The following is a 22,889-nucleotide window of genomic DNA, read 5'->3' on the forward strand; positions in this document are numbered from 1 at the left end:
GAGCCCCAGCCGTCGGCGATCTCGATCACGTGTTCAGACGTCACCAGACGAGTGTATGGCCCGGGCCCCGGGTTCGGACCGGCCGACGGACGCGGGCAGCGGGCAGCGGGCAGCGGGCAGCAGCGGGCAGCGGCAAGAGCGCTACACGTTGAAGCGGAACTCGACCACGTCGCCGTCCATCAGCGAACCGTCTCCCACCAACCGGCTACCTTGTCCACCAGTTCCGTTGTGACAAGCCGGGTTGGCACTCCGAAGTGCTCGTCGAGTTCGTGCCTTAGGAACTGAGCGACTTCGGCCTTGCTATCGCCCCGGAGCAACCTGCTCAGTAGAGGGTCGCGGATGCAGTCGTACTCGTCCTGAGGAAGCCACTCCTCGTCGCCCGGTCCAGCCGGTACGTAGACCCCCAGTGGGTCCCACTCGTTCAGAAGAACCCGCAGCTCGCGCTGCGCCGAAAGCGCCCACGCTCTGTCGTGCTCGACCATCACCCACCCCTCATGCCTAACTGTGTGACGGAACTCCACCACGTCGCCGTCAGTCTTCTGGGCCGCGGACAGCGTCTCTGGCAGCTTGGAGTAGCCGATCGTAGTCAGTGCGGAACGGCGCAACCAGTTCTTTCTCCAACTGCCCCTCAACGCTCCAAAGCACCAGCTGTTCTGCTTTGTCCACGAAGGTCGATTCCAGCGCATCCTCGTCCTCGGCTCGGGCGAGCCATTCGAAAAGCACCAGAGCCTCTTCGGAACTGAGTTCGAGCGTGAAGTGCTCGCGCCGCTCGACTTCCGACACGGAAGGTTGCTCTGCCACCACAGCACGCTCCAATCGGACCAGACTTACGAACGCTGATCACGTTATGTTAAAGCGGAACTCCACCACGTCGCCGTCTTGCATGACGTAGTCCTTGCCCTCCATGCGGGCCTTGCCCTTGGCGCGAGCCTCGGCGACCGAGCCCGTCTCGACGAGATCGGCGAAGGAGATGACCTCGGCCTTGATGAAGCCGCGCTCGAAGTCGGTGTGGATGACGCCGGCCGCCTGCGGCGCCTTGGCGCCCTTCGGGATCGTCCACGCGCGCGACTCCTTGGGGCCGGCGGTGAGGTAGGTCTGCAGGCCGAGCGTGTCGAAGCCGATGCGGGCGAGCTGGTTGAGGCCCGACTCCTCCTGGCCGGTCGAGGCGAGCAGCTCTGCGGCATCGGCCGGGTCGAGGTCGATGAGCTCCGACTCGATCTTCGCGTCGAGGAAGACCGCCTCGGCGGGCGCGACGAGTGCTGCGAGCTCGGCCTTGCGCGCGGCATCCGTCAGCACGGCCTCGTCGACGTTGAAGACGTAGATGAAGGGCTTCGCGGTGAGCAGCCCGAGCTCCTTGATGGGCTCGAGGTCGACGGATGCCGCAGAGAGGGGTGTGCCCTTCTGCAGCAGTTCGAGCGCCTCCTTGGCAGCGACGAGCACCGACGGGTCGAGCTTCTTGCCCTTGATCTCCTTCTCGTAGCGCGGGATGGCGCGCTCGAGGGTCTCGAGGTCGGCGAGGATCAGCTCGGTGTTGATCGTCTCCATGTCGGCCTTGGGGTCGACGGTGCCCTCGACGTGCACGACGTCGTCGTCGTCGAAGCCGCGCACGACCTGCGCGATCGCGTCGGCTTCGCGGATGTTCGCGAGGAACTTGTTGCCGAGGCCCTCACCCTCCGAGGCGCCGCGCACGATGCCGGCGATGTCGACGAACGCGACGGCCGCGGGCAGGATGCGCTCGGAACTGAAGATGCCGGCGAGCGTCTCGAGCCGGGGGTCGGGCAGGTTCACCACGCCGATGTTCGGTTCGATCGTCGCGAAGGGGTAGTTCGCGGCGAGCACCTGGTTCTTGGTGAGCGCGTTGAACAGGGTGGACTTGCCGACGTTGGGCAGGCCGACGATGCCGATAGTGAGAGCCACGGGGGTCTATCGTACCGGCAGCCGTCGTGCGCGGACTCGCGCGGGTTCAGTCGAGCCGCGCGCGGAAGCAGCGCGTCAGGTACGGCACGTCGAGCTCCTCTGCCCCGGCGATCTCGGGATGCGTCGTGAGCAGGGTCTCGAGGGCGGCGATCGTGGCCCGTTGCTCGGCCTCGGTCGATGTGATGAAGTAGCTGCGCGAGCGCACGAGGTCGAGGAATCGCACCCGCGACATCCGCTCGGTCCACTCCACGGTGTGCTCCTCGACGGCGCCGAACGGCGGCCCGATCTGCACGTAGCTCTCGAAGGTGGCGCTCGCGTCGTGGCGCTCGTGCATGATGTCGCCGGCTTCACGGAGCCACTCGGCGCGCGTGTCCCGGCTGTTCCACACCAGGCCGAGGATGCCTCGCGGCCGGAGCACCCGGGCGATCTCGGGGATCGCGCGGTCGGGCTGGAACCAGTGCCACGCCTGGCCTGCGACGACGGCGTCGACCGCGCGGTCCTCGATGGGGATGTCCTCCGCGATGCCCAGGATGCGAGGCACGCCGGGCACGGCGACCTCGAGCTCCTCGAGCATCTCCTCCACCGGGTCGACCGCGATGACCTCGCGATCGAGCGCGACGAGCGCGGCCGTGAGCTTGCCCGTGCCGGCTCCGAGGTCGAGCACGCGGACCGCGTCGCCGATGAGCCACTCGACGGCCGCGACCGGGTAGCCGGGCCGGGCCTCGTGGTAGACGGATGCCGCCGCGCCGAACGAGCGCGCGCTGGTCATCGTCGCCGGGTCGCCCGGGTCGACGACGAGCCCCGTCTCGGCGGGAACCTCGTTGGCGGATGCCTCGTTCATGCCGTGATCGCCATGCGTTCGATGTGCCGGCCATCGGCATCGAGCCGGAAGGTGAACGTCGAGGGCCCGTTGAAGCCCTCGCCGCCGACGTCGGCCGTCACGATGACGTCGTCGCCGATCACGCGGGACTCGGTGACCTCGAACGTCTGGTGCACCCCGATCGACTCCTCGCGGCTCCACCGCGCGATCTCGTCGCGCCCGCGGAACTCACGCCCCCAGTCGTCGAGCACGCCGTCGTCGGCGAACGCGGCGGTGAATCGCTCGAGATCGCCGGCGTTCGTCGCGTCGAACGCCTCGCGCACGGGCATCGGAAGCTCGATCATCAGGTCTCCTCCGCTCGGCGGGCGCGAGGTGGAGAGCGCCACGGTGCAATTCCACGCCCTGCACGCGGCATCCGTCAACCGTCGAGGGCCGATCGCCGACCCGCCCGGCGCCCGCCGCGACCGTGTCGCACGTGCGTGCGAGGATGCTCGCGTGCCAGTGGACTTCACCGCGATCGACTTCGAAACCGCCAACTCGTCACCGGCATCCGCATGCTCCATCGGCCTGGTGAAGGTTCGAGACGGCCGGGTCGTCGATCGGGTGCATCACTACATCCGCCCGCCCTTCCCGCACGACGAGTTCTCCGAGTGGAACGTGCGCATCCACGGCATCACGCGCGAGATGGTGACGGATGCCGCAGGCTGGGCCGTGCACCTGCCGACGCTGCGCGAGTTCGCCGGCGACGACCTGCTCGTGGCCCACAACGCCGGGTTCGACGTGGGCGTCATCGCCAAGACCTCCGAAGCCGTGGGCCTCGCGGTGCCCGACTTCCAGTACCTCTGCAGCCTGCAGGTCGCCCGCCGCACCTACCACCTCGACTCCTATCGGCTGCCGGTGGCGGCGATGGCTGCGGGCTTCGAAGGCTTCTCGCACCACGACGCACTGGCCGACGCCGAGGCGTGCGCGGCGATCATCGTGCACGCGGCCCGCCGCCACGAGGCCGACGACCTCGAGCGACTCGCCCACATCACCCGCGTCAAGATCGGTGCGATCGGCCCGGCGGCCACCCGCGACCGCGGCGCGGTGCACGGGCCGATGGCCTTGCAGTAACGGCCGCATCGCACGCCGATCCCCCGATCGGTCTCGCGCCCAGCCGCGGCGGGTGCCCGGCGATGTCGTGGGCGCCTGCGACACTGGCGGCATGGACATCCTCGCTCTCGTTCTCGGCCTCGTCGTCGGCGCCGTGCTCGGCGCACTCGCGGTCGCGCTCCTCCTGCAGCGCCGCGCCGCCACTGCGCCCGTCGGCGAAGACCCGGCGCTGATCGAGGCGCGCCACCAGGCGCAGCTCGCCGAGGTGCGTGCCGGCGAAGAGGCGGCGAAGTCGCTCCTCCGCGAAGAGCTCGCGGCCATGCAGGCCCGGGCCGAGGCACTGCGCGACCAGATCTCGCTCGCTCAGCAGCAGCAGCGCGAGCTCGTCGAGCAGCACCGCGCAGAGCAGCAGGCTCGTGAGGCTCGTGAGCAGGCTGAGAGCCGGGTGCTGCAGGCCCTCGCGCCGGTCAAGCAGTCGCTGAGCGAGATGCAGTCGAAGGTCACCGAGCTCGAGTCGCAGCGCAACCTCCAGCACGGTGAGCTCACCCAGCAACTGAAGTCCGCCGCCGAGTCCGAAGAGCGGCTGCGCTCCACCGCCGAGTCGCTCGCCTCGGCCCTGCGCTCCAACAGCACCCGCGGCGTCTGGGGCGAGACCCAGCTCCGCAGCGTCGTCGAGGCGGCCGGGCTCATCGAACGCGTCGACTTCGACGTGCAGGCGAGCATCTCGAGCGACTCCGGCCACGGGCGTCCCGACATGGTCGTGCGGCTGCCCGGCGGCAAGTCGATCGCCGTCGATGCGAAGGTGCCGTTCAACGCCTATCTCGAGGCGAGCCAGATTCCCGCGACTGCGAGCGGAGCCGAAGGCGCACGGCGCACCGACTTCCTGAAGCAGCACGTCGCGGCGGTGCGCGCGCACATCACCGCGCTCGGCTCGAAGGGCTACTGGAACGGGCTCGACGCCTCCCCCGAGCTCGTCATCGCGTTCATCCCGAGCGAGTCGCTCGTCTCCGCCGCCCTCGAGGCCGATCCCAGCATCATGGAGTTCGCATTTTCCAAGCGAGTGGCGCTCGCCTCACCGGTGACGCTGTGGTCGGTGCTGAAGACGGTCGCCTTCTCGTGGCAGCAAGACGTGCTCACGAACGAGGCGAAGACCCTCTTCGACCTCAGCCGCGAGCTGTACTCCCGCCTTGCCACGACGGCGAGCCACATCGAGAAGCTCGGCCGCACCATCGAGCGCAGCGTGAAGGATTACAACGCCTTCGTCGGTTCTCTCGAGCGCCAGGTACTGCCGACGGCCCGCAAGCTCGGTGCACTCGACGAATCGAAGATCCTCGCCCCCCTCCAGGGCATCGAAGAGGCGCCGCGCGAACTCACGGCCTTCGAACTGGTGGCCGGCGGCGGTGCCGATCTCGACCCCGACCTGCGCCGGCAGCTGCAGACACCCGACGCCCGCGACTGACGCGCCGCCTCACGTGACGAGCACGCTCACCACGTTGCCGGCCGGGTCGCGGAACCACGCGATGTCCGGCCCCTCGCCGCTGGCGGAGCCTCTGACAATTCCGCGCTCGTCGGTGCCGAAGTCGTCTGGCGCGGTGTAGATCTTCGTTTCGATGCCCGACGCATTGAGTTCATCGACCGCTCGGTCGATGTCGTCGACCACGAGGTTCAGGATCGTGAAGCTCGCCGGCTCGTGATTCGACTTCGGGTAGACGAACACCGCCTGACCCGACGGCAACGAGATCTGCAGATCGCCCATTTCGCCATCCGCGACCGACAACCCCAGCCTGGTGCCGTAAAACTCCCGTGCCGCATTGATGTCGTTGACGCTGAAGCCGGGGAATGCATCTCGGATCGTGACCATTTCGGCCCCCTTTCGCACGATGTGTCCGCCCAGACTTGCACGAGTCGACCTCGACGTCGACCCTCGGGGCGCAACACGTCGGCGCAGGCTATCCGGGTTCGGGATCCGTGCGCGGCCGAAGCTCGCGCCGAGGGTGCGGCTCGTCGACCGGTGGCTCGAGGCGTGCGGAGGCCTCGCCACCCGTCACGGGCTCGGAGTCGACCATGCCGTCGAGCGGATGTGCCAGCTCGTCTTTGCCGAGCCGTGCGAACGCAAGCGTCGCGATCGCGAGCACGGGGCCCACGAGTCCGGCGATGAGGAACGCAGGCGCGAGTCCGATCGACTCGCCCACCGGGCCGGCGACGGCCATCGAAATCGGCATCAGCGCGAGCGAGACGAAGAAGTCGAGGCTCGACACCCGGCCGAGCATGGAAGGCGGCACGCGGCGCTGGAGCAGCGTGCCCCACACGACGGAGGCGCCCGAGAAGAGCAGGCCGCAGATGAACAGCGCCACGACCATCACCCAGAGCCACGACGTGAGCCCGATCACCGCGAGCGGGAGCCCGCCGAATCCCCACGCGAGGATCATCAGGGTGAGGTAACGCCGTGGCAGCCGCATGGATGCGACCGCGATCGAGCCGATGGCACCGCCGACCCCGAAGGCGGCGAGCGCGAGGGCGAACGCGCCGGCGCCCCCGCCGGTCTGGTCTTTCACCGCGAACGGAAGCAGCACCTCGATCGGGCCCATGAGGACGAACACGAGGAGGATCGAGAACACGAGCGTCGCGAACAGCCATCGGGTGCGCAACAGGTAGGCGAACCCGTCGCGAAGGTCGATGAACGTCTGCCGCACCGGGTGGCTCACGACCTCGTCGGGATCGCGGCGCACCGGAGTGGTGCGCATCGCGGCGAGCACGACCACCGCGACGACCTGCAGCACGGCCACGACGAAGAAGGCCAGCCACGGCCCCTGCACGGCGATGAGCAGGCTCGCGAGGGCAGGTCCGGCGGCATTCATGGCCGCAGGGCGCAGCACGCCCTCGACGCCGTTTGCCGCGAGCAATTGCGACTCGGGGAGGATGGAAGGCAGCCATGCCGAGTACGCGGGATAGAAGAAGCCGTCGGCAAGGCCGAGCACGAACGAGATGACCGCGAGGTGCCACACCTCGACGATGCCGGTGACCGCGAGGAACCCCGCGATCGCGAAGCCCGTGCCGCGCACGATCTCGACCACGAGCAGGATGCGCCGCTGCGGGATGCGGTCGGCCGCGACACCGCCGAACAGCACCGCGAGCACGAGCCCGAGGCTCGAGCCGACGGCGACGAACGAGAGGTCGATCGGGGTGCCCCCGAGTTGCACGACCTGCCAGACCGCGGCGACGATCCACGCGCCGGCGCTCAGGAGCGACGCCGCGAGGGCGATGGTGAGGAGTCGGTACTGGCCCGAGGAGAACGGACGCAGCGCGCGCGGCAGCCGGGTGGCGTCGGTCATCCGGTCATTCTTGCGGGTGCCGCCGACATCCACACGCGGTAATCGGTCAGCGGTCGGCTGGGTCGAGCCACTTCTCGGCGAGGTGGTCGGCCACGACGCGGCGGATCGTCCCCGAGGTGCCGCGGAGCACGATGCTCTCGGTGCGGATGATCGGCCCCTTGCGGCGAACGCCGTCGACGAGCTCGCCGTCGGTCACGCCCGTCGCGACGAAGAAGGTGTTGTCGCTGCGCACGAGCTCTCCGAGCTCGTAGACGCGGTCGCAGTCGAGCCCGGCGGCCTCGCCGCGCGCGCGCTCCGCGTCGTCCTTCGGCGCGAGCCGTCCCTGCATGAAGCCGCCCAGCGCCTTGATGGCGCACGCGGTGGTGATGCCCTCGGGGCTGCCGCCGATGCCGACGCACATGTCGATGCGCGACTCGTAGCGCGCCGCGTTGATGCCGCCGGCCACGTCGCCGTCGCTGATCAGGCGGGTGCCGGCGCCCGCTTCCCGGATGTCGGCGATGAGCTGCTCGTGCCGCGGGCGATTCAGCACCGCGACGCGCATCTCGCCGATCGGCTTGTTCTTCGCGGCGGCGAGCGCGCGCAGGTTCTCGCCGATGGGCTTGCGGATGTCGACGACGCCGATACCGGCGGCATCCGTGACGATCTTGTCCATGTAGAAGACGGATGACGCGTCGAGCATGGTGCCCCGGTCCGCCACCGCGATGACCGAGAGCGCATTCTGGCGCCCGGCGGCGGTGAGCGACGTACCGTCGATCGGGTCGACGGCGATGTCGCAGGCGGGCCCCCGGCCGTTGCCGACCCGCTCGCCGTTGAAGAGCATCGGGGCGGCATCCTTCTCACCCTCGCCGATGACCACGACGCCGTCGAAGTTCACCGTGCCGAGGAACGCGCGCATCGCGTCGACGGCGGCGCCGTCGGCGCCGAGCTTGTCGCCACGGCCGATCCACGGGTACGAGCGGATCGCGGCCGCCTCGGTCGCCCGCACGAGCTCGAGGGCGATGTTGCGGTCGGGGTGCAGGAACAGGGTTGCCGTATCGGTGCTCACCATCGAGGGTCCTCCCGGACGCTGTGTCGGGTTCCGACGCTCGGAACCGTCGGCGAGCGCGCGGCCCGCCCCTCCAGCCTAGGCATCCGGCCCCTGCGCGACGTGAAGTTCGAACGTTCCGAGCCGGAAAGATCCCCGGATCTTAACGTTCCGGCAAGGTCGCGTTCGTCTCCGTCGCCGCGTCGCCGTGACCTGCGGCCACCTGCACGAGCGCGGTCGGCACGGGTCCCAGCGCGCACGCGGTCACGGCGGCGATCGCGACGAACGCCGGTGAGGAGCAGAGCTCGTCTAGCGTCCGGACCCGATCGGCGTCGAGCCCCGCACGTCGAACGCGCTCGGCTTCACCGGCCGACTGTGGCGCCGCCCGGGCCTGCATGAACCCGTCGTGCGCGCGCACGATCGCCGCCTCGATGACGCCCTCGGGCGCGCCGCCGATGCCGAGCAGCAGGTCGAGCGATCCGGTGGATGCCACGGCGTGCACCACGCGCTCGATGTCGCCGTGCTCGAACGCATGCACGCGAGCCCCTGCCTGTTCGACGGCGGCGGCCGTTGCGGCATTGCGCGGCCGGGACTGCACGGCGACCCGGAGGTCCGTGACGCGGCATCCCCGCGCGGCGGCGAGGAGCGCGAGGTTCTCTTCGACCGGGAGCGTGAGGTCGAGACCGGCACCCGCGCCGGCGTGCACGAGCTTGTCGAGGTAGTGCGCCGGGCCGAGGTCGAGGAAGGCGCCGCGCGGCGCGGCCGCGAGGATCGCCATCGATCCCGGAAGGCCCGCCGCCGCGAGCCTCGTGCCGTCGACCGGGTCGACGGCGACGTCGACGGCTGGCCCGGATCCCGTGCCGAACCGCTCGCCCGGGTGCAGCATCGGAGCGTCGTCCTTCTCGCCCTCGCCGGCGACGATCCGGCCGTCGGCGGCCACGGTCGCGAGGGCCGCGCGAAGGGCATCCACCGCGGCGGCGTCGACCGCGTCGGAATCGCCGCAGCCGACGAGCGGCCGGGCGGCGTCGGCCGCCGCCGTGACCGCCGCGATGAGCTCCGCGCGTAGCGAGCGGGGAATCATCGTGGCCGCGGCATCCGTCGAGGTCGGCTGCCCGCCTGGTGCGCTGTGCATCCCGCCATCCTCGCGCACCGCGGATGCCCGCGGCATCCGTCACACCTGAGCCGTGCTCGGCAAGTCGATAGACTCGACCCAACCCACCTGTCGTCCGAAGGAGCCTTCATGCCCATCGCAACACCCGAGCAGTACGCCGAGATGCTCGACACCGCCAAGGCCAAGGGCTTCGCCTTCCCGGCCTTCAACGTCTCGTCCTCGCAGACCCTCAACGCGGTGCTGCAGGGCCTGGCCGAAGCGGGTTCCGATGGCATCATCCAGGTCACCACCGGTGGCGCCGACTACTTCGCCGGCCACACCGTCAAGGCCCGCGCGACCGGGGCACTCGCGTTCGCGCGCTTCGCGCACGAGGTCGCCAAGAACTACCCGATCACCGTGGCGCTCCACACCGACCACTGCCCGAAGCCCGCCCTCGCCGACTTCGTGTTCCCCCTCATCGAGGCCTCCGAGGCCGAGGTGAAGGCCGGCCGCAACCCGATCTTCCAGTCGCACATGTGGGACGGCTCGGCCGTGCCGCTCGGCGAGAACCTCGAGATCGCGAAGGAGATCCTCCCCCGCATGAAGGCGATCAACGCCATCCTCGAGGTCGAGATCGGCGTCGTCGGTGGAGAAGAAGACGGCGTGAGCCACGACATCAACGACAGCCTCTACACGACGCTCGACGACGCGATCGCCACCGTCGAGGCCCTCGGCCTCGGTGAGCAGGGCCGCTACATGGCCGCCCTCACCTTCGGCAACGTGCACGGCGTGTACGCGCCCGGCAACGTGAAGCTGCGCCCCGAGCTCCTGAAGCAGATCCAAGACGGTCTCGCCGCCAAGTACGGCAACGGCCCGAAGCCCCTCGACCTCGTCTTCCACGGCGGCTCGGGCTCGACCGACGCCGAGATCGCCGAGGCCGTCGCCAACGGCGTCGTGAAGATGAACATCGACACCGACACGCAGTACGCGTTCACGCGCTCCATCGCCGGCTACATGTTCTCGAACTACGACGGCGTGCTGAAGGTCGACGGTGGCGTCGGCAACAAGAAGCAGTACGACCCGCGCGCGTGGGGCAAGGTCGCCGAGTCCGCGATGGCCGCCCGCGTCGGCGAGTCGACGCGCCAGCTCGGTTCCGCCGGCCAGTCGATCACGGCATAGGGCCCCGGATGTCGCAGCACGGTGCCGCCCGCCCGTCCGACGAGTCGGACGGCGGCGGTGCCGCGCGCGGCGACGTGCCGGCCGCCCCGGCCGTTCCGCCCGTTCCCCGCGACGAGCGCCCCCGCCCGCAGTTCGGCGAGTACGCGCCCGAGGGCTGGACGTGGAAGCCCCCCGCCGAAGACCACATCTCCGACCCTGCGCCGCAGATGGTCACGCCTCCGGCCGCGGCAACCACTCGCTCGGCTCGCGCAGCCTCGGTCGAGGGCCGCCGCGAGCGCCCCACCGATCGGCTGATCACGATCATGCTGCTCGTGCTCGGCGTGTTCGGCACGTGGATCTCGATCAGCACGCTGCAGTCGCTGCCCGACGTGCTTCCCGACGCCATCAGCCGGGCCGCCGAGATGCTCGGCACGGGCGGCACGCCCCTCGACTACGTTCCCGGGCCCGAAGTGCCCGCGATCCTCCTCGCCGGCTCCATCTTCCAGGGGGTGCTGTGGCTGCTCACCGCATGGTGGTCGATCTCGCGGATTCGCGCACGGCGCCTCGCGTTCTGGGTGCCGCTCGTCGGCGGCGCGGTTTCGTTCATCGCGTTGTACGGCGCGATGACGATCGTGATCCTCAGCGACCCGGCGCTCGCCGCGAGCCTGACGCCGGCCTGAGGCCCGCGCGCCTCGGGCGCCGCGTATCGGGAGGTCGCGTGACGCCGGGTTCGCGTCAGCGTGAGACGCGGCCGCCGAGCGCCCGCGCGTCGCGGTTGCCGGCGAGGTCCTTGCGCAGTTCCTTCGGGAGCGAGAACATCAGGTCTTCCTCAGCCGTCTTCACCTCGGCGACGTCGCCATAGCCGGCGTCGGCGAGCGCGGCGAGCAGCTCTTGGACGAGCTCTTCGGGCACGGATGCCCCGCTCGTCACGCCGACCGTCTCGACCCCGTCGAGCCACTCCTGCTTGACCTCGCTCGCGTAGTCGACGCGGTAGGCGGCCTTCGCGCCGTACTCGAGGGCGGACCTCGACGAGGCGCACGCTGTTGGAGCTGTTGGCCGAGCCGACGACGATCACGAGGTCGGCGTCTTGGGCGACCTTCTTGATGGCGACCTGGCGGTTCTGGGTGGCGTAGCAGATGTCGTCGCTCGGCGGGTCTTGCAGGTTCGGGAACCGCTCGCGGAGCCGACGCACCGTCTCCATCGTCTCGTCGACCGAGAGCGTGGTCTGCGAGAGCCACACGACCTTGTCGGGGTCGCGCACCTCGATGTTCGCCACCTCATCGGGGCTGCCGACGAGGGTGACGTGATCGGGCGCCTCCCCGGCGGTGCCCTCGACCTCTTCATGGCCCTCATGGCCGATGAGCAGGATCTCGAAGTCGTCGCGGGCGAAGCGCACCGCCTCGCGGTGCACCTTGGTGACGAGCGGGCAGGTCGCGTCGATGGCATGCAGCCCGCGGTCGGCGGCGGCGTTCACGACGGCCGGCGAGACGCCGTGCGCACTGAAGACGATGTGGGCGCCCTCGGGCACCTCGTCGACCTCGTCGACGAAGATCGCCCCCTGCGCCTCGAGCTCGGTCACCACGTGGATGTTGTGCACGATCTGCTTGCGCACGTAGACGGGCGCGCCGTAGTGCTCGATCGCCTTCTCGACGGCGATCACCGCACGGTCGACTCCGGCGCAGTAGCCGCGCGGGGCCGCGAGCAGCACACGCTTGTGTCCGGGGACCGGGATATCCTTGAGCCGGCCGCGCACGCCCGGGACTCTGGGCATGCCGAGGCCGATTCGCGGGGCATCCGTCAAGCTCGTCACGGTGCCCATCCTACGCGGCGAGACTGGGCGAGCGACCTGAGAGGCCCCCATGACGGATGCACCAGCCACGCGCGAGGCGCCGTGGCCAGTTGCGGTGCTCTCCGGCAAGCTCAAGCAGTACCTCGACCGGCTCGGCACCGTCTGGGTCGAGGGCGAGATCACGCAGTGGGGCATCTCGGCCGGCAACGTCTACGGCAAGCTCAAAGACCTCGATGCCGACGCGACGCTGTCGTTCACGGTGTGGTCGTCGGTGCGTGCGCGCTTCGACGAGCAGTTCAAGCCGGGCGACCACGTCGTGGCGCTCGTCAAGCCGAGCTGGTGGGTCAAGGGCGGCTCGCTCTCGATGCAGGTGTTCGACCTGAAGCACGTGGGCCTCGGCGACCTGCTCGAGCGGCTCGAACGGCTGCGGACGCAGCTCGCAGCCGAGGGGCTCTTCGCCGCCGAACGCAAGCGCCGGCTGCCCTTCCTGCCGGGGGTCATCGGGCTCATCACGGGCAAAGACAGCGACGCAGAGAACGACGTGCTGCGAAACGCGCGCCTCCGCTGGCCGGCTGTCGAGTTCCGCGTCGTGCACGCCGCCGTGCAGGGCGATCGCACCGCACCCGAGGTGGTCGCGGCGATCAAGCGACTCGACGCCGATCCGGCCGTCGAGGTCATCATCGTCGCGCGCGGCGGCGGCGACTTCCAGAACCTCCTGGGCTTCAGCGACGAACGCGTCGTTCGGGCCGCGGCCGCCGTATCCACCCCCATCGTCTCCGCGATCGGCCACGAAGCCGACCGGCCGCTGCTCGACGAGGTCGCCGACCTCCGGGCGTCGACGCCGACGGATGCCGCGAAGCGCGTGGTGCCCGACATCAACGAAGAGCTCGTGCGCATCGAGCAGGCCCGCGCACGGCTCGGCATGCGCCTGTCGGCCATGCTCGCTCGCGAGGTCGACCGCATCACGCACCTCCGCTCACGACCCGCCCTGGCCGACACGGCGTGGATCATCGACCGCCGAGCTGAAGACCTCACCCGATGGGTCGCCAGGGGCAGCGAGCTCATCGACCGCACCCTCGAGCGAGCGACCGCCCGTACCGCCGAGCTGCGAGGCCATCTGCGCGCGCTGTCGCCGCAGGCGACCCTCGATCGCGGGTATGCCATCGTGCAGGGCGCCGACGGCCACGTGCTGCGCACTCCGGCCGCGGCTCCCGACGGCACCCCGCTCGTCGTGACGCTCGCCGAGGGTGCACTGGCGGCGGTCTCCCGCGGCCCGGCACAGGGCCGGCCCGTGACCGATGCGCCCGCGGCGGGGCCTGTCGCCGCCGCCGAATAGAATGGTTCCCATGCCCCCCACCACCGATGTCGCCGAGCTGAGCTACGAGCAGGCCCGCGACGAACTCGTGCGGGTCGTCGGCGAGCTCGAGCAGGGCTCGGCGACCCTCGAGCAGTCGCTCGCCCTCTGGGAGCGCGGCGAGGCGCTCGCCGCACGGTGCGAAGAGTGGCTCATCGGTGCGAAGGCGCGGCTCGATGCCGCCCGCTCCGGTGCGCGGCGGTCCTCGGGCGACGACGCCGGCGAGCGCTGATGGCCACGCGCGAACCCCCGGTCGTCGCCGAGCTCGGCCGGCCCGAGACCCCCGAAGAGACCGCGGCCCGCAAGGCCGAGAACTCCCTCAAGCACCGCCAGCGGCAGACGCTGAAGAACCTCGTCCTCGCGCTCGGCGCGAGCCTGCTGATCGTCCTCGTGATCGTGCTCATCGTGCCGCGCAGCGGCGCCCCCATCGATCGCGACATCGACGTCGCCGCCGTCGCCGAGCAGGCGCAGATCGCGAGCGACGACCCGCTGGCGGTGCCGAAGGTCCCCGAGGGCTGGCGGGCCAACGCCGCCGAGCTCCGCACGAGCGAAGCAGACGGCGTCACCGCCTGGTACGCCGGGTACCTCACCCCGAGCAGCGAGTACATCGGCATGTACCAGGGCCTCCAGGCGAACTCCACGTGGGTCTCCGCACTCCTCGAGCGCACGCTCGCGACCGGCACCACCACGATCGACGGCGTCGAGTGGACCGTCTACGACAACCGGGGCACCGGCGACGACGTCGGCAATGCCGAATACGGGCTCACCACCGAGGCGGGCGGCAGCACCTTCGTGCTCCTCGGCACCGCGACGCCGGCCGAATTCGAGGCACTCGCCGGCGCACTCGTGCCGACCATCGAAGCCCTGAGCTGAACCCGACCGCACCACCACTGAATCCAGCCCAACACCGAGAGGAGCGCCCGTGAGCGAGAAGCCGACCGAACGCCCTGAGACGCCGGCCGCCACGTGGCGGGAGCTTCGTCGCGGCAATGAGCGGTTCATCGCTGGCGAGCCGCAGCATCCCCGCCAAGACGTCGACCATCGCACCTCGCTCGCCACCGCGCAGCGGCCGCTCGTCGCGATCTTCGGCTGCAGCGACTCGCGGCTCTCGGCCGAGATCATCTTCGACGTCGGCCTCGGCGATGCCTTCGTCGTGCGCAACGCCGGGCAGGTCATCTCAGACTCGGTGCTCGGCTCCCTCGAGTACGCCGTCGGGGTGCTCGGAGTGCCGCTCATCCTCGTGCTCGGCCACGACGAGTGCGGCGCGGTGCGCGCGGCCATCGACTCGCAGGCGCCCGATGCCGCTCCGCTGCCGGCGCACATCGCCTCGATCGTCGACCGCATCGTGCCCGCCGTGAGGCGCGTGGCGGGCGGCGAACCGGGAGCACCCATCCGGCCCGACGACGTCGACGCGGGGTTCGTCGGTCGCGAGCACCTCCGCGACACCGTGGCCGAGCTCCTCGAGAGCTCCGAGATGATCAGCGACGCGATCGCAGCGGGTACGCTGGCTATCGTCGGCGCCAACTACCGCTTGTTCGAAGGACGCGCCGAGACCGACATCGTCGTCGGCCGCATCTGACCGCCGCGTTCCGCGGCACTCGCCGGGAGGGCCCGGCAGCAACCGAAGGAGAACCCGCCGTGGGCGACAACGCCGCCGACTACCGCATCGAGCACGACACGATGGGCGAGGTGCGGGTGCCCGCATCGGCGCTCTACCGGGCGCAGACGCAGCGCGCGGTCGAGAACTTCCCGATCTCCGGGTCCGGGCTCGAGCCGCAGCAGATCCAGGCCCTCGCGCGCATCAAGAAGGCCGCCGCGCAGGCGAACGCGAAGCTCGGCGTGCTCGACCCTGCCATCGCCGCCGCCATCGAAGAGGCCGCCGACGAGGTCATCGCGGGCCGCCACGACTACGCCGAGCACTTCCCCGTCGACGTCTACCAGACCGGCTCCGGCACCTCGTCGAACATGAACATGAACGAGGTGCTCGCGACGATCGCGACCTCGAAGCTCGGCAGTCCCGTGCATCCCAACGACCACGTCAACGCCTCGCAGTCCTCCAACGACGTGTTCCCCACTTCGGTGCACATCGCCGTCACGGCCGCGCTCATCGACGAGCTCATCCCCGCACTCGACCACCTCGCCGTCGCCCTCGAGGCCAAGGCCGAGGCATGGGCGGGCATCGTGAAGGCCGGCCGCACGCACCTGATGGACGCGACGCCCGTCACGCTCGGCCAGGAGTTCGGCGGCTACGCGCGCCAGATGCGCCTCGGCATCGAGCGCGTGCGCTCGGCGCTCCCCCGCGTCGCCGAGGTGCCGCTGGGCGGCACCGCGGTCGGCACCGGCATCAACACCCCTGCCGGCTTCCCGCAGCTCGTGATCGAGCTCCTTCAGCAGGAGACCGAGCTGCCGATCACCGAGGCGGTCGACCACTTCGAGGCGCAGGCCAACCGCGACGGGCTCGTCGACGCCTCCGGCGCGCTGCGCACCATCGCCGTGAGCCTCACGAAGATCGCGAACGACGTGCGCTGGATGGGCTCGGGCCCGAACACCGGTCTCGGCGAGCTCAGCATCCCCGACCTGCAGCCGGGCTCCTCGATCATGCCGGGCAAGGTGAACCCCGTCATCCCCGAAGCCGTGCTCATGGTGTGCGCACGGGTCATCGGCAACGATGCGACCATCGCGTGGGGCGGGGCATCCGGTGCCTTCGAACTGAACGTGCAGATCCCCGTCATGGGCACGGCGCTGCTCGAGTCGATCCGCCTGCTCTCCAATTCCCTGCGCGCCTTCGCCGACAAGACGATCGAGGGCCTCGAGGCCAACGTCGAGCGCAACGCGGCCCTCGCGGGCATGTCCCCGTCCATCGTCACGCCGCTGAACAAGCTCATCGGCTACGAGGCGGCGGCGAAGATCGCGAAGCACTCGGTCGCCAACGGCGTCACCGTTCGCGAAGCGGTCATCGAGCTCGGCTACGTCGAGCGTGGCGAGCTCAGCGAGGCCCAGCTCGACGCCGCGCTCGACCTGCTCTCGATGACGCGTCCGCCCCAGGCCTGACCTCCGAACGCCGAGCACCGCGCGGCGCGGCTCGCGGTGCTCGGCGTTCAGGCGAGCCGCCGGTACCGGTGCTCCTTGACGCGCGCGCCGACGACACGCCACGGATGCGGCTGAGCGGCCTCCAGCTCGGTGTAGAGCTCGGGCTCGACCTCGAAGTACTCGTAGATCGAGCCCGACTCGAACTGCACGGTGAGCACCCGGCTCTCCCGGTCGTACGCGGCGCCCAGCAGCGCCTCTGACTCGATGCGCCGAATCCTCGCCATGCATCAAGGCAAGCACGCGACAGGCGCCGACGGAAGGCCGCACCGCGACGCGAGCGGAGGAGAACGGCGGCTGGGGAGGGCGATCCGCTCGGATTCGCGCGCCCGTCGCGCCGATGACCTCCGCTCGCGCTCGTGGCCTCGGCTGGATCAGGTCAGCTCTGCACCGTCGAGCATCTCCGACACGAGCGCCGCGATCGCCGAGCGCTCCGACCGGGTGAGCGTGATGTGGGCGAAGAGCGGATGCCCCTTCAGCGTCTCGATGACGCTCGCGACACCGTCGTGACGACCGACCCGGAGGTTGTCGCGCTGGGCGACGTCGTGGGTGAGCACGACCCGGGAGTTCTGGCCGATGCGGGAGAGCACGGTGAGCAGCACGTTGCGCTCGAGCGACTGCGCCTCGTCGACGATCACGAACGCGTCGTGCAGCGAGCGCCCTCGGATGTGGGTGAGCGGGAGCACCTCGAGGATGCCGCGGTCGATGACCTCCTCGAGCACGTTGTCGGAGACCACGGAGCCGAGGGTGTCGAACACCGCCTGCCCCCACGGATTCATCTTCTCTCCCTGGTCGCCCGGCAAGTACCCGAGCTCCTGGCCACCCACCGCGTAGAGCGGGCGGAACACCATGATCTTCTTGTGCTGCTGTCGTTCGAGCACCATCTCGAGGCCGGCGCAGAGCGCGAGCGCCGACTTGCCGGTCCCGGCGCGACCGCCGAGCGAGAGGATGCCGATCTCGGGGTCGAGCAGCAGGTCGATCGCGAGCCGCTGCTCGGCTGAGCGGCCGTGCACGCCGAACACGTCCCGATCGCCCCGCACGAGCTTGACCTCGCGTTCGCCGACGACGCGGCCGAGTGCCGAGCCGCGCTCGGAGTGGATGACGAGCCCGGTGTTCACCGGCATCCCCTCGACCTCTGCGGTGGTCATCGCCTCGTGCTCGTAGAGCTTCGCCATGTCGTTGGAACCGAGCGAGAGCTCCCCCATGCCGGTCCAGCCGGAATCGAGGGCGAGCTCGGCGCGGTACTCCTGGGCGTCCAGGCCGATCGACGCGGCCTTGACGCGGAGCGGCAGGTCTTTCGAGACGACGGTGACCGCGATGCCGTCCTGTGCGAGGTTCGCCGCACACGCGAGGATCCGCGAGTCGTTGTCGCCGAGCTGGAGTCCGCTCGGAAGCACCGACGGGTTCGAGTGGTTGAGCTCGACCCTGAGCGAGCCGCCCTCGCCGACGGGGATCGGGAAGTCGAGTCGCTCGTGCTCGATGCGCAACTCGTCGAGGATGCGGAGGGATTGCCGTGCGAAGTAGCCGATCTCGGGGTCGTTGCGCTTCGCCTCGAGTTCGGTGATGACGACGACCGGCAGGACCACCGCGTGTTCGGCGAATCGGAACAGTGCCCTCGGATCCGAGAGCAGCACCGACGTGTCGAGCACGTACGTCCGTTCGGACTGCGCCACCGGCGCAGCAGACGCCTCACCGGACTGCGCCTTGGCGCGCCCCGCGACTCGACCGACGGACTTGGAGGTTTCAACAGAAGCCACGACCGCTCCCACCCCGAGCATGTCGCTCGGCTCTCGCGCCGGCCGGCGATCCTCCTACGAGCGGTTCACGAGCCGACTCGATCAGGCACCTTGCCCGATGCCTCAGACGCTACGACTGCGGCGGCGAATCCACGCGACCGACACGCGGGGCGCCACACGGTGTTCACCGAAACGCGGCACGGAGGTCGTTGAGACGGCGGGTCAGTACGACGCGGCGGTGCTGTACGAGACGAACGCCCCCCGGAGCATGTCGAACGTCTCCTCGGATGTCGCGGCGTGCAACGAGAGTCGCACCTGGCCGAGCCTCGTCGTGGCGGTGACCCCGTGGTTATGGAGCGACGCGGTGAGCAGCGTGACCTGCTCGGCGGGCGGCTCGAGCACGACGATTCCGGCTCGCTCCCGCTCGTCGCGCGAGGAGACGACCGCGATCGCGAACTCGTCGGCCAGGCCGATCGCCCGGCTCACGCCCTCGGCGACCGCCGCGTTGATCGCGGGGACGCCGACGCGGTCGATCTCCTCGAGGGCCGCGGCGAAACGGGCGGCGGCGATCGGGTCCTGATGCGAGATGCGGAACGCCCGGGCGTCAGGGGCGGGCGGGGGCACTTCGCCCCACGGCTCCGCCTCTTCGGTGCCGGTGAACCCCGAGAACACCGGGGTGAGTCGCTCGAGCGCCCGAGTGGAGAGCGCCATGATGCCGGTGCCCCACCCGGCGCGGCACCACTTCTGCCCACCCGTGAGCACGACGTCGGCCGCCTGCCAGGGCGCATCGACGACGCCGAAGCCCTGGATCGCGTCGACGATGAGCAGCCGGTCGCCGATGACCTGCCGGATGCCCTCGATGTCGCAGAGGTAGCCCGTGCGCGAGTCGACGAGGCTCACGGCGACCGCGGCCACGTTCGATTCGAGCTGCTCGCGGATCTGCCCGGGCGTGACCTTGCCGTGGTCGGTCTCGAGCCACACCGGCTGCACCGTGTGCAGGGCCTCCTGCGCGCGCACGGCGGCGATGGGCAGGCTGGGGAACTCGAAGGCCGAGAGGAGCACGCCGCCGGTGAGCCCGAACATCGCGTGCATGAGGCCCTGGGTGGTGTTGGGCTGCGCCACGATCTGGTCGGCGGGGATTCCGGTGACGGCCGCGGCCGCCGTGCGCAGCCGCACATCCTGCTCGAGCAGGTTGTCGAGGCTGCCGTGCCGTGCCCGCTGCAGCACTTGGGTGGACCCGAGCACCTCCTCGGCGACGACGGTCGAGAGGGGTCCGACGCGCGCGTAGTCGAGGTAGCCCGGCTCTTCGGTGAACCCGGCGGTGAATTCGTCGATGGTCACGTGAGGTGCCCCCTTCTCCGAGGCTCATTCTGGCAGAGCGCGGCCCGCGTGAGCACGGGACCGATCAGATCAGCCACCGAAGCGGCGATGGCGCTTGGCGTAGTCGCGGAGCGCGCGGAGGAAGTCGACCTTCCGCAGGTCGGGCCCGAGCGCCTCGACGAAGTAGAACTCACTGTGGGCGGCCTGCCACAGCATGAAGTCGCTGAGCCGCTGCTCGCCGGAGGTGCGGATCACGAGGTCGGGGTCGGGCTGGCCGCCGGTGTAGAGGTGCTCGCCGATGAGGTCGGGCGTGAGGCGCTCGGCGAGGTCTTCGAGGCTGCGGCCCTCTGCGTGATGCGACGCCACGATCGAGCGCATCGCGTCGGTGATCTCCTTGCGGCCGCCGTACCCGACCGCGAGGTTCACGTGCAGGCCACGCTTGTCGGCGGTGCGCTGCTCGGCAGCGTCGAGGGCGGCGACGAGCGGCGCCGGCAGCCCGGCATCCGACCCCACGTGCTGCACCTTCCAATCGCGGTAGTGCGAGAGCTCCTCGGCGAGCTCGGCGATGATCTCGATGAGATCGGCGAGCTCGGCGCTCGGGCGATTGCCCAGGTTGTCGCTGGAGAGCAGGTAGAGCGTGACCGTGCTGATGCCGAGGTCGTCGCACCACTCGAGGAACTCGCGCATCTTCGCCGCCCCGGCACGGTGGCCGTGGGCTGCCGACTCGTAGCCCAGTTGCCTCGCCCAGCGCCGGTTGCCGTCGATGATCATCGCGACGTGGCGGGGCAGTGCCGCGGGGTCGAGGGCGCGCCGCAGCCGGTTCTGGTAGAGGCGGTAGAGGATGCCGCGACCGAGGGGCTGATCGCTCGTCTGCACGGCACTACGCTACCGCTCCGCGGGGGCGGATACTCACAGCGGACCGTGATCGGCAAGGCCCTACGCTGTCCCCATGACTGCCAAGCGCCGCCAGGAGCACGACGATATCGCCGAGCGGCTCTCGCGCCCGATCGCACCCGATGACACGGCGGATGCCTCGATCTCACGCGCCCAGCACGGCTCCGACCTGCCCAACATCCCGCTGCTCGACGACGCGCTGAGCACCACCGCCGAGCCGAAGCCGACGTGGCGAGGCTGGATTCACGCCGTCACCTTCCCGCTGACGATCGTCGCGGGAATCGTGCTCATCGTGCTCGCGAACGGTGCGCCGGCGAAGTGGGCGTCCGCGGTGTTCGTGATCACGTCGATGCTGCTGTTCGGCAACTCGGCGCTCTACCACCGCTTCGACTGGGACCCGACGACGAGGGTCGTCCTGAAGCGCATCGACCACGCGAACATCTTCCTGCTCATCGCGGGCACCTACACCCCGCTCGCGATCCTCGCGCTGCCGCCCGACCAGGGGTGGCTGCTGCTCGGCGTCGTGTGGGGCGGCGCCCTGCTCGGCATCGGCTTCCGCGTGTTCTGGATCCACGCGCCCCGCTGGCTGTACGTGCCGCTCTACCTGCTCCTCGGCTGGGCCGCCGTCATGTACCTCGGCGACCTGCTGGCGGTCAACGCCGCCATGATGGTGCTCGTGATCGTGGGCGGCCTGCTGTATACGGCCGGCGCGATCGTCTATGCGCTGAAGCGGCCGAACCCGTGGCCGGGCGTCTTCGGCTTCCACGAGATCTTCCACGCGTGCACCGTGCTCGCGTTCGTGTGCCACTGGATCGCGACACTGCTCATCGCCCTCGAACCGGCGTACCACACCGGCTGACGACGGTCAGCGACCGGATGCCCCGTCGGGGCGTTCGTCGTCGCGCGGCTCGCCGTCCGCGGCATCCGTCGCCTGCCCGTCGGCCTCGCCGAGCTCGGCATCGCGCGCTTCGGCATCGAGCTGCTCGCGCACCTGTGCGCGATAGTTGGTGCGCCGGATGCGCCGCACCATGTCGAGGATGAGCAGGACCACCACGACCATCAGGAGGAACGTGACGACGAACCCCCAGATGCCCGGCGTGACGGAGTTCGGGTCGAACTCCTCTTCGCCCGCGAGGACGGCGGCGGCGGGCACGACGAGCATCGGTTTCCCTTCAGGGGGCGGGCCATTCACGGTCGGATAGGCTGGATTCAAGCCTAGACGATCGACGTCGGAAGGAGCCGTGCGGTGGCCGAGCCAGAGACCGACGCGCTCGCCGCGCGCTACGGCCGCACCCGCACCCGTCGCACGCGCGACCGGTTCCTTCTCGTCGCCGGAGCCGTCGCGTTCGCGGTCGTGCTCGTCGCATGGGTCGTCTGGGCGGGACTCGACGGGCAGAAGCCCTCGGTCGAGGTCACCGACACCGGCCATCAGGTCATGAACGACGAGCGCGCGGTCGAGGTCAGCTGGAACCTCTCGGTGCCGCCCGGAAACGACACCGCCTGCATCGTGCAGGCCCTCAACGAGGACTTCACGGTCGTGGGCTGGAAGGTCATCGAGGTCCCGGCTTCGACGGAGCACATCCGCAGCCTCACCGAGACCGTCCGGGTCGCCCAAACGGCCAACACCGGTTTGATTTCCCGCTGCTGGCTCACCTAACATAGGGCATTCGCCCCGGCAGACGACGGGGCGAAACGTCTATCCACGGAGTGTGCATCATGGCGCAGGACGCCACCGTCACCTGGCTCACCCAGGAGGCCTACGACCGCCTCGCGGCGGAACTCGAGCACCTCTCCACCCGCGGCCGTGAAGAGATCGCCAAGCGAATCGAGTCCGCGCGCGAAGAGGGCGACCTCAAGGAGAACGGCGGCTACCACGCCGCCAAAGACGAGCAGGGCAAGCAGGAGGCCCGCATCCGTCAGCTGAAAGAGCTCCTCCGCAACGCCGAGGTCGGCGACGCACCCAAGTCCACCGGCATCGTCGAGGCCGGCACCGTCATCACCGCGATCATCGCGGGCGACGAAGAGACGTTCCTCATCGGCAGCCGCGAGATCGCCGGCGACTCGGAACTCGACGTGTTCAGTGAGCAGAGCCCGCTCGGCACCGCGATCCTCGGCCTGAAGATCGGCGAGAAGACGAGCTACGAGACTCCCAACGGCCGCGAGATCTCCGTCGAGATCACGGGCGTCGAGACCTGGGGCGGCCAGTAGTCGTACCGCTCACGACGACGGCCCCTTCGCGCAGGCGACGGGGCCGTTCGTCATTCGAGGGCGCGTTC

26 protein-coding genes and 1 pseudogene are annotated in these 22,889 nt (G+C 70.0%); 12 read left to right on the top strand and 15 right to left on the bottom strand.

The window, feature by feature from the left end; translation table 11 throughout:
* Positions 1 to 179: 179 nt before the first annotated feature.
* The 5 genes from QFZ26_RS02270 to QFZ26_RS02290 are packed head-to-tail and all read right to left on the bottom strand — an operon-like array spanning position 180 to position 3,081.
* The gene (locus QFZ26_RS02270) at positions 180 to 482 is read right to left on the bottom strand and encodes a hypothetical protein (protein ID WP_307038860.1); all 303 of its coding nucleotides are present in this window, start codon (positions 480 to 482) and stop codon (positions 180 to 182) included.
* 49 nt (positions 483 to 531) lie between these two features.
* The gene (locus QFZ26_RS02275) at positions 532 to 801 is read right to left on the bottom strand and encodes a hypothetical protein (protein ID WP_307038862.1); all 270 of its coding nucleotides are present in this window, start codon (positions 799 to 801) and stop codon (positions 532 to 534) included.
* A 39-nt stretch (positions 802 to 840) separates the two neighbouring features.
* A complete protein-coding gene (gene ychF / locus QFZ26_RS02280) occupies positions 841 to 1,917 on the bottom strand; it encodes a redox-regulated ATPase YchF (RefSeq protein ID WP_307038864.1) in 1,077 nt (358 codons plus the stop codon).
* Positions 1,918 to 1,963: 46 nt separating this feature from the next.
* Positions 1,964 to 2,758: a class I SAM-dependent methyltransferase gene (locus QFZ26_RS02285; RefSeq protein WP_307038866.1), complete on the bottom strand. Its 795-nt coding sequence runs from the start codon at positions 2,756 to 2,758 to the stop codon at positions 1,964 to 1,966.
* Positions 2,755 to 3,081, bottom strand: coding sequence for a nuclear transport factor 2 family protein (locus QFZ26_RS02290; RefSeq protein WP_307038868.1), 327 nt, complete (start codon positions 3,079 to 3,081; stop codon positions 2,755 to 2,757). Before QFZ26_RS02290 ends, QFZ26_RS02285 begins: the two co-directional genes overlap by 4 nt.
* A gap of 151 nt (positions 3,082 to 3,232) precedes the next feature.
* On the opposite strand from QFZ26_RS02290, the gene QFZ26_RS02295 reads away from it, so the two are divergent.
* Together QFZ26_RS02295 and QFZ26_RS02300 are read left to right on the top strand one after the other, a co-directional pair.
* Positions 3,233 to 3,850, top strand: coding sequence for a 3'-5' exonuclease (locus QFZ26_RS02295; protein ID WP_307044889.1), 618 nt, complete (start codon positions 3,233 to 3,235; stop codon positions 3,848 to 3,850).
* Positions 3,851 to 3,941: 91 nt separating this feature from the next.
* Positions 3,942 to 5,288, top strand: a complete 1,347-nt coding sequence (locus QFZ26_RS02300) for a DNA recombination protein RmuC (RefSeq protein ID WP_307038870.1) — start codon at positions 3,942 to 3,944, stop codon at positions 5,286 to 5,288.
* Positions 5,289 to 5,297: 9 nt separating this feature from the next.
* Here QFZ26_RS02300 and QFZ26_RS02305 read toward each other — a convergent pair whose 3' ends face one another.
* The 4 genes from QFZ26_RS02305 to QFZ26_RS02320 all read right to left on the bottom strand — a co-directional run bounded on the left by QFZ26_RS02305 (position 5,298) and on the right by QFZ26_RS02320 (position 9,317).
* Positions 5,298 to 5,690 (bottom strand): VOC family protein, encoded by a 393-nt coding sequence (locus QFZ26_RS02305; protein WP_307044891.1) that lies wholly within the window; start codon positions 5,688 to 5,690, stop codon positions 5,298 to 5,300.
* An 88-nt stretch (positions 5,691 to 5,778) separates the two neighbouring features.
* A complete protein-coding gene (locus QFZ26_RS02310) occupies positions 5,779 to 7,161 on the bottom strand; it encodes an MFS transporter (protein WP_307038872.1) in 1,383 nt (460 codons plus the stop codon).
* 46 nt (positions 7,162 to 7,207) lie between these two features.
* The gene (glpX, locus tag QFZ26_RS02315; RefSeq protein WP_307038874.1) at positions 7,208 to 8,209 is read right to left on the bottom strand and encodes a class II fructose-bisphosphatase; all 1,002 of its coding nucleotides are present in this window, start codon (positions 8,207 to 8,209) and stop codon (positions 7,208 to 7,210) included.
* A gap of 139 nt (positions 8,210 to 8,348) precedes the next feature.
* Complete coding sequence (locus QFZ26_RS02320; protein WP_307038876.1) at positions 8,349 to 9,317, bottom strand: fructose-bisphosphatase class II; 969 nt, start codon at positions 9,315 to 9,317, stop codon at positions 8,349 to 8,351.
* 108 nt (positions 9,318 to 9,425) lie between these two features.
* On the opposite strand from QFZ26_RS02320, the gene fbaA reads away from it, so the two are divergent.
* Positions 9,426 to 10,454, top strand: coding sequence for a class II fructose-bisphosphate aldolase (gene fbaA, locus QFZ26_RS02325; RefSeq protein WP_307038878.1), 1,029 nt, complete (start codon positions 9,426 to 9,428; stop codon positions 10,452 to 10,454).
* Positions 10,455 to 10,462: 8 nt separating this feature from the next.
* Positions 10,463 to 11,113: a DUF6264 family protein gene (locus tag QFZ26_RS02330; RefSeq protein WP_307038880.1), complete on the top strand. Its 651-nt coding sequence runs from the start codon at positions 10,463 to 10,465 to the stop codon at positions 11,111 to 11,113.
* 55 nt (positions 11,114 to 11,168) lie between these two features.
* Here the strand turns inward: QFZ26_RS02330 and QFZ26_RS02335 are convergent.
* Positions 11,169 to 12,204, bottom strand: a pseudogene (locus QFZ26_RS02335) (4-hydroxy-3-methylbut-2-enyl diphosphate reductase).
* 88 nt (positions 12,205 to 12,292) lie between these two features.
* Here QFZ26_RS02335 and xseA point away from each other — a divergent pair.
* Genes xseA through QFZ26_RS02360 form a run of 5 tightly spaced genes read left to right on the top strand, consistent with a single transcriptional unit; the run spans position 12,293 to position 16,627 of the window.
* Positions 12,293 to 13,558, top strand: coding sequence for an exodeoxyribonuclease VII large subunit (xseA, locus tag QFZ26_RS02340; protein ID WP_307038881.1), 1,266 nt, complete (start codon positions 12,293 to 12,295; stop codon positions 13,556 to 13,558).
* A 10-nt stretch (positions 13,559 to 13,568) separates the two neighbouring features.
* Positions 13,569 to 13,808 carry an exodeoxyribonuclease VII small subunit gene (locus QFZ26_RS02345; RefSeq protein ID WP_307038883.1) on the top strand — a complete coding sequence of 80 codons (240 nt, stop codon included), beginning with the start codon at positions 13,569 to 13,571 and terminating at the stop codon, positions 13,806 to 13,808.
* Complete coding sequence (locus QFZ26_RS02350; RefSeq protein WP_307038884.1) at positions 13,808 to 14,449, top strand: DUF4245 domain-containing protein; 642 nt, start codon at positions 13,808 to 13,810, stop codon at positions 14,447 to 14,449. The genes QFZ26_RS02345 and QFZ26_RS02350 overlap by 1 nt, the downstream gene beginning before the upstream one ends.
* 49 nt (positions 14,450 to 14,498) lie before the next feature.
* Positions 14,499 to 15,155 carry a carbonic anhydrase gene (locus tag QFZ26_RS02355; RefSeq protein WP_307038886.1) on the top strand — a complete coding sequence of 219 codons (657 nt, stop codon included), beginning with the start codon at positions 14,499 to 14,501 and terminating at the stop codon, positions 15,153 to 15,155.
* 59 nt (positions 15,156 to 15,214) lie between these two features.
* On the top strand, positions 15,215 to 16,627 hold the full coding sequence (locus QFZ26_RS02360; RefSeq protein WP_307038888.1) for a class II fumarate hydratase: 1,413 nt from the start codon (positions 15,215 to 15,217) through the stop codon (positions 16,625 to 16,627).
* A gap of 47 nt (positions 16,628 to 16,674) precedes the next feature.
* Here the strand turns inward: QFZ26_RS02360 and QFZ26_RS02365 are convergent, their stop codons facing one another.
* The 4 genes from QFZ26_RS02365 to QFZ26_RS02380 all read right to left on the bottom strand — a co-directional run bounded on the left by QFZ26_RS02365 (position 16,675) and on the right by QFZ26_RS02380 (position 20,595).
* Positions 16,675 to 16,890, bottom strand: coding sequence for a KTSC domain-containing protein (locus QFZ26_RS02365; RefSeq protein ID WP_307038890.1), 216 nt, complete (start codon positions 16,888 to 16,890; stop codon positions 16,675 to 16,677).
* Positions 16,891 to 17,037: 147 nt separating this feature from the next.
* Positions 17,038 to 18,441 (bottom strand): PhoH family protein, encoded by a 1,404-nt coding sequence (locus tag QFZ26_RS02370; RefSeq protein ID WP_307038891.1) that lies wholly within the window; start codon positions 18,439 to 18,441, stop codon positions 17,038 to 17,040.
* Positions 18,442 to 18,621: 180 nt separating this feature from the next.
* On the bottom strand, positions 18,622 to 19,740 hold the full coding sequence (locus tag QFZ26_RS02375; protein WP_307038893.1) for an aminotransferase class V-fold PLP-dependent enzyme: 1,119 nt from the start codon (positions 19,738 to 19,740) through the stop codon (positions 18,622 to 18,624).
* Positions 19,741 to 19,809: 69 nt separating this feature from the next.
* Positions 19,810 to 20,595, bottom strand: a complete 786-nt coding sequence (locus QFZ26_RS02380; RefSeq protein ID WP_307038897.1) for an isoprenyl transferase — start codon at positions 20,593 to 20,595, stop codon at positions 19,810 to 19,812.
* Between the two features lie 187 nt (positions 20,596 to 20,782).
* Between QFZ26_RS02380 and trhA the strand changes: the two genes are divergently transcribed.
* Positions 20,783 to 21,472: a PAQR family membrane homeostasis protein TrhA gene (trhA, locus tag QFZ26_RS02385; protein WP_373460744.1), complete on the top strand. Its 690-nt coding sequence runs from the start codon at positions 20,783 to 20,785 to the stop codon at positions 21,470 to 21,472.
* A 6-nt stretch (positions 21,473 to 21,478) separates the two neighbouring features.
* On the opposite strand, the gene QFZ26_RS02390 is transcribed toward trhA, so the two are convergent.
* A complete protein-coding gene (locus QFZ26_RS02390; RefSeq protein WP_307038901.1) occupies positions 21,479 to 21,775 on the bottom strand; it encodes a hypothetical protein in 297 nt (98 codons plus the stop codon).
* 84 nt (positions 21,776 to 21,859) lie between these two features.
* Between QFZ26_RS02390 and QFZ26_RS02395 the strand changes: the two genes are divergently transcribed.
* Together QFZ26_RS02395 and greA are read left to right on the top strand one after the other, a co-directional pair.
* A complete protein-coding gene (locus tag QFZ26_RS02395) occupies positions 21,860 to 22,270 on the top strand; it encodes a DUF4307 domain-containing protein (RefSeq protein ID WP_307038902.1) in 411 nt (136 codons plus the stop codon).
* 59 nt (positions 22,271 to 22,329) lie between these two features.
* Positions 22,330 to 22,821: a transcription elongation factor GreA gene (gene greA, locus QFZ26_RS02400; protein ID WP_307038904.1), complete on the top strand. Its 492-nt coding sequence runs from the start codon at positions 22,330 to 22,332 to the stop codon at positions 22,819 to 22,821.
* The last annotated feature ends 68 nt before the right edge of the window (positions 22,822 to 22,889 follow it).

The sequence above is a fragment of the Agromyces ramosus genome, from assembly GCF_030817175.1.
Lineage (GTDB): Bacteria > Actinomycetota > Actinomycetes > Actinomycetales > Microbacteriaceae > Agromyces > Agromyces ramosus_A.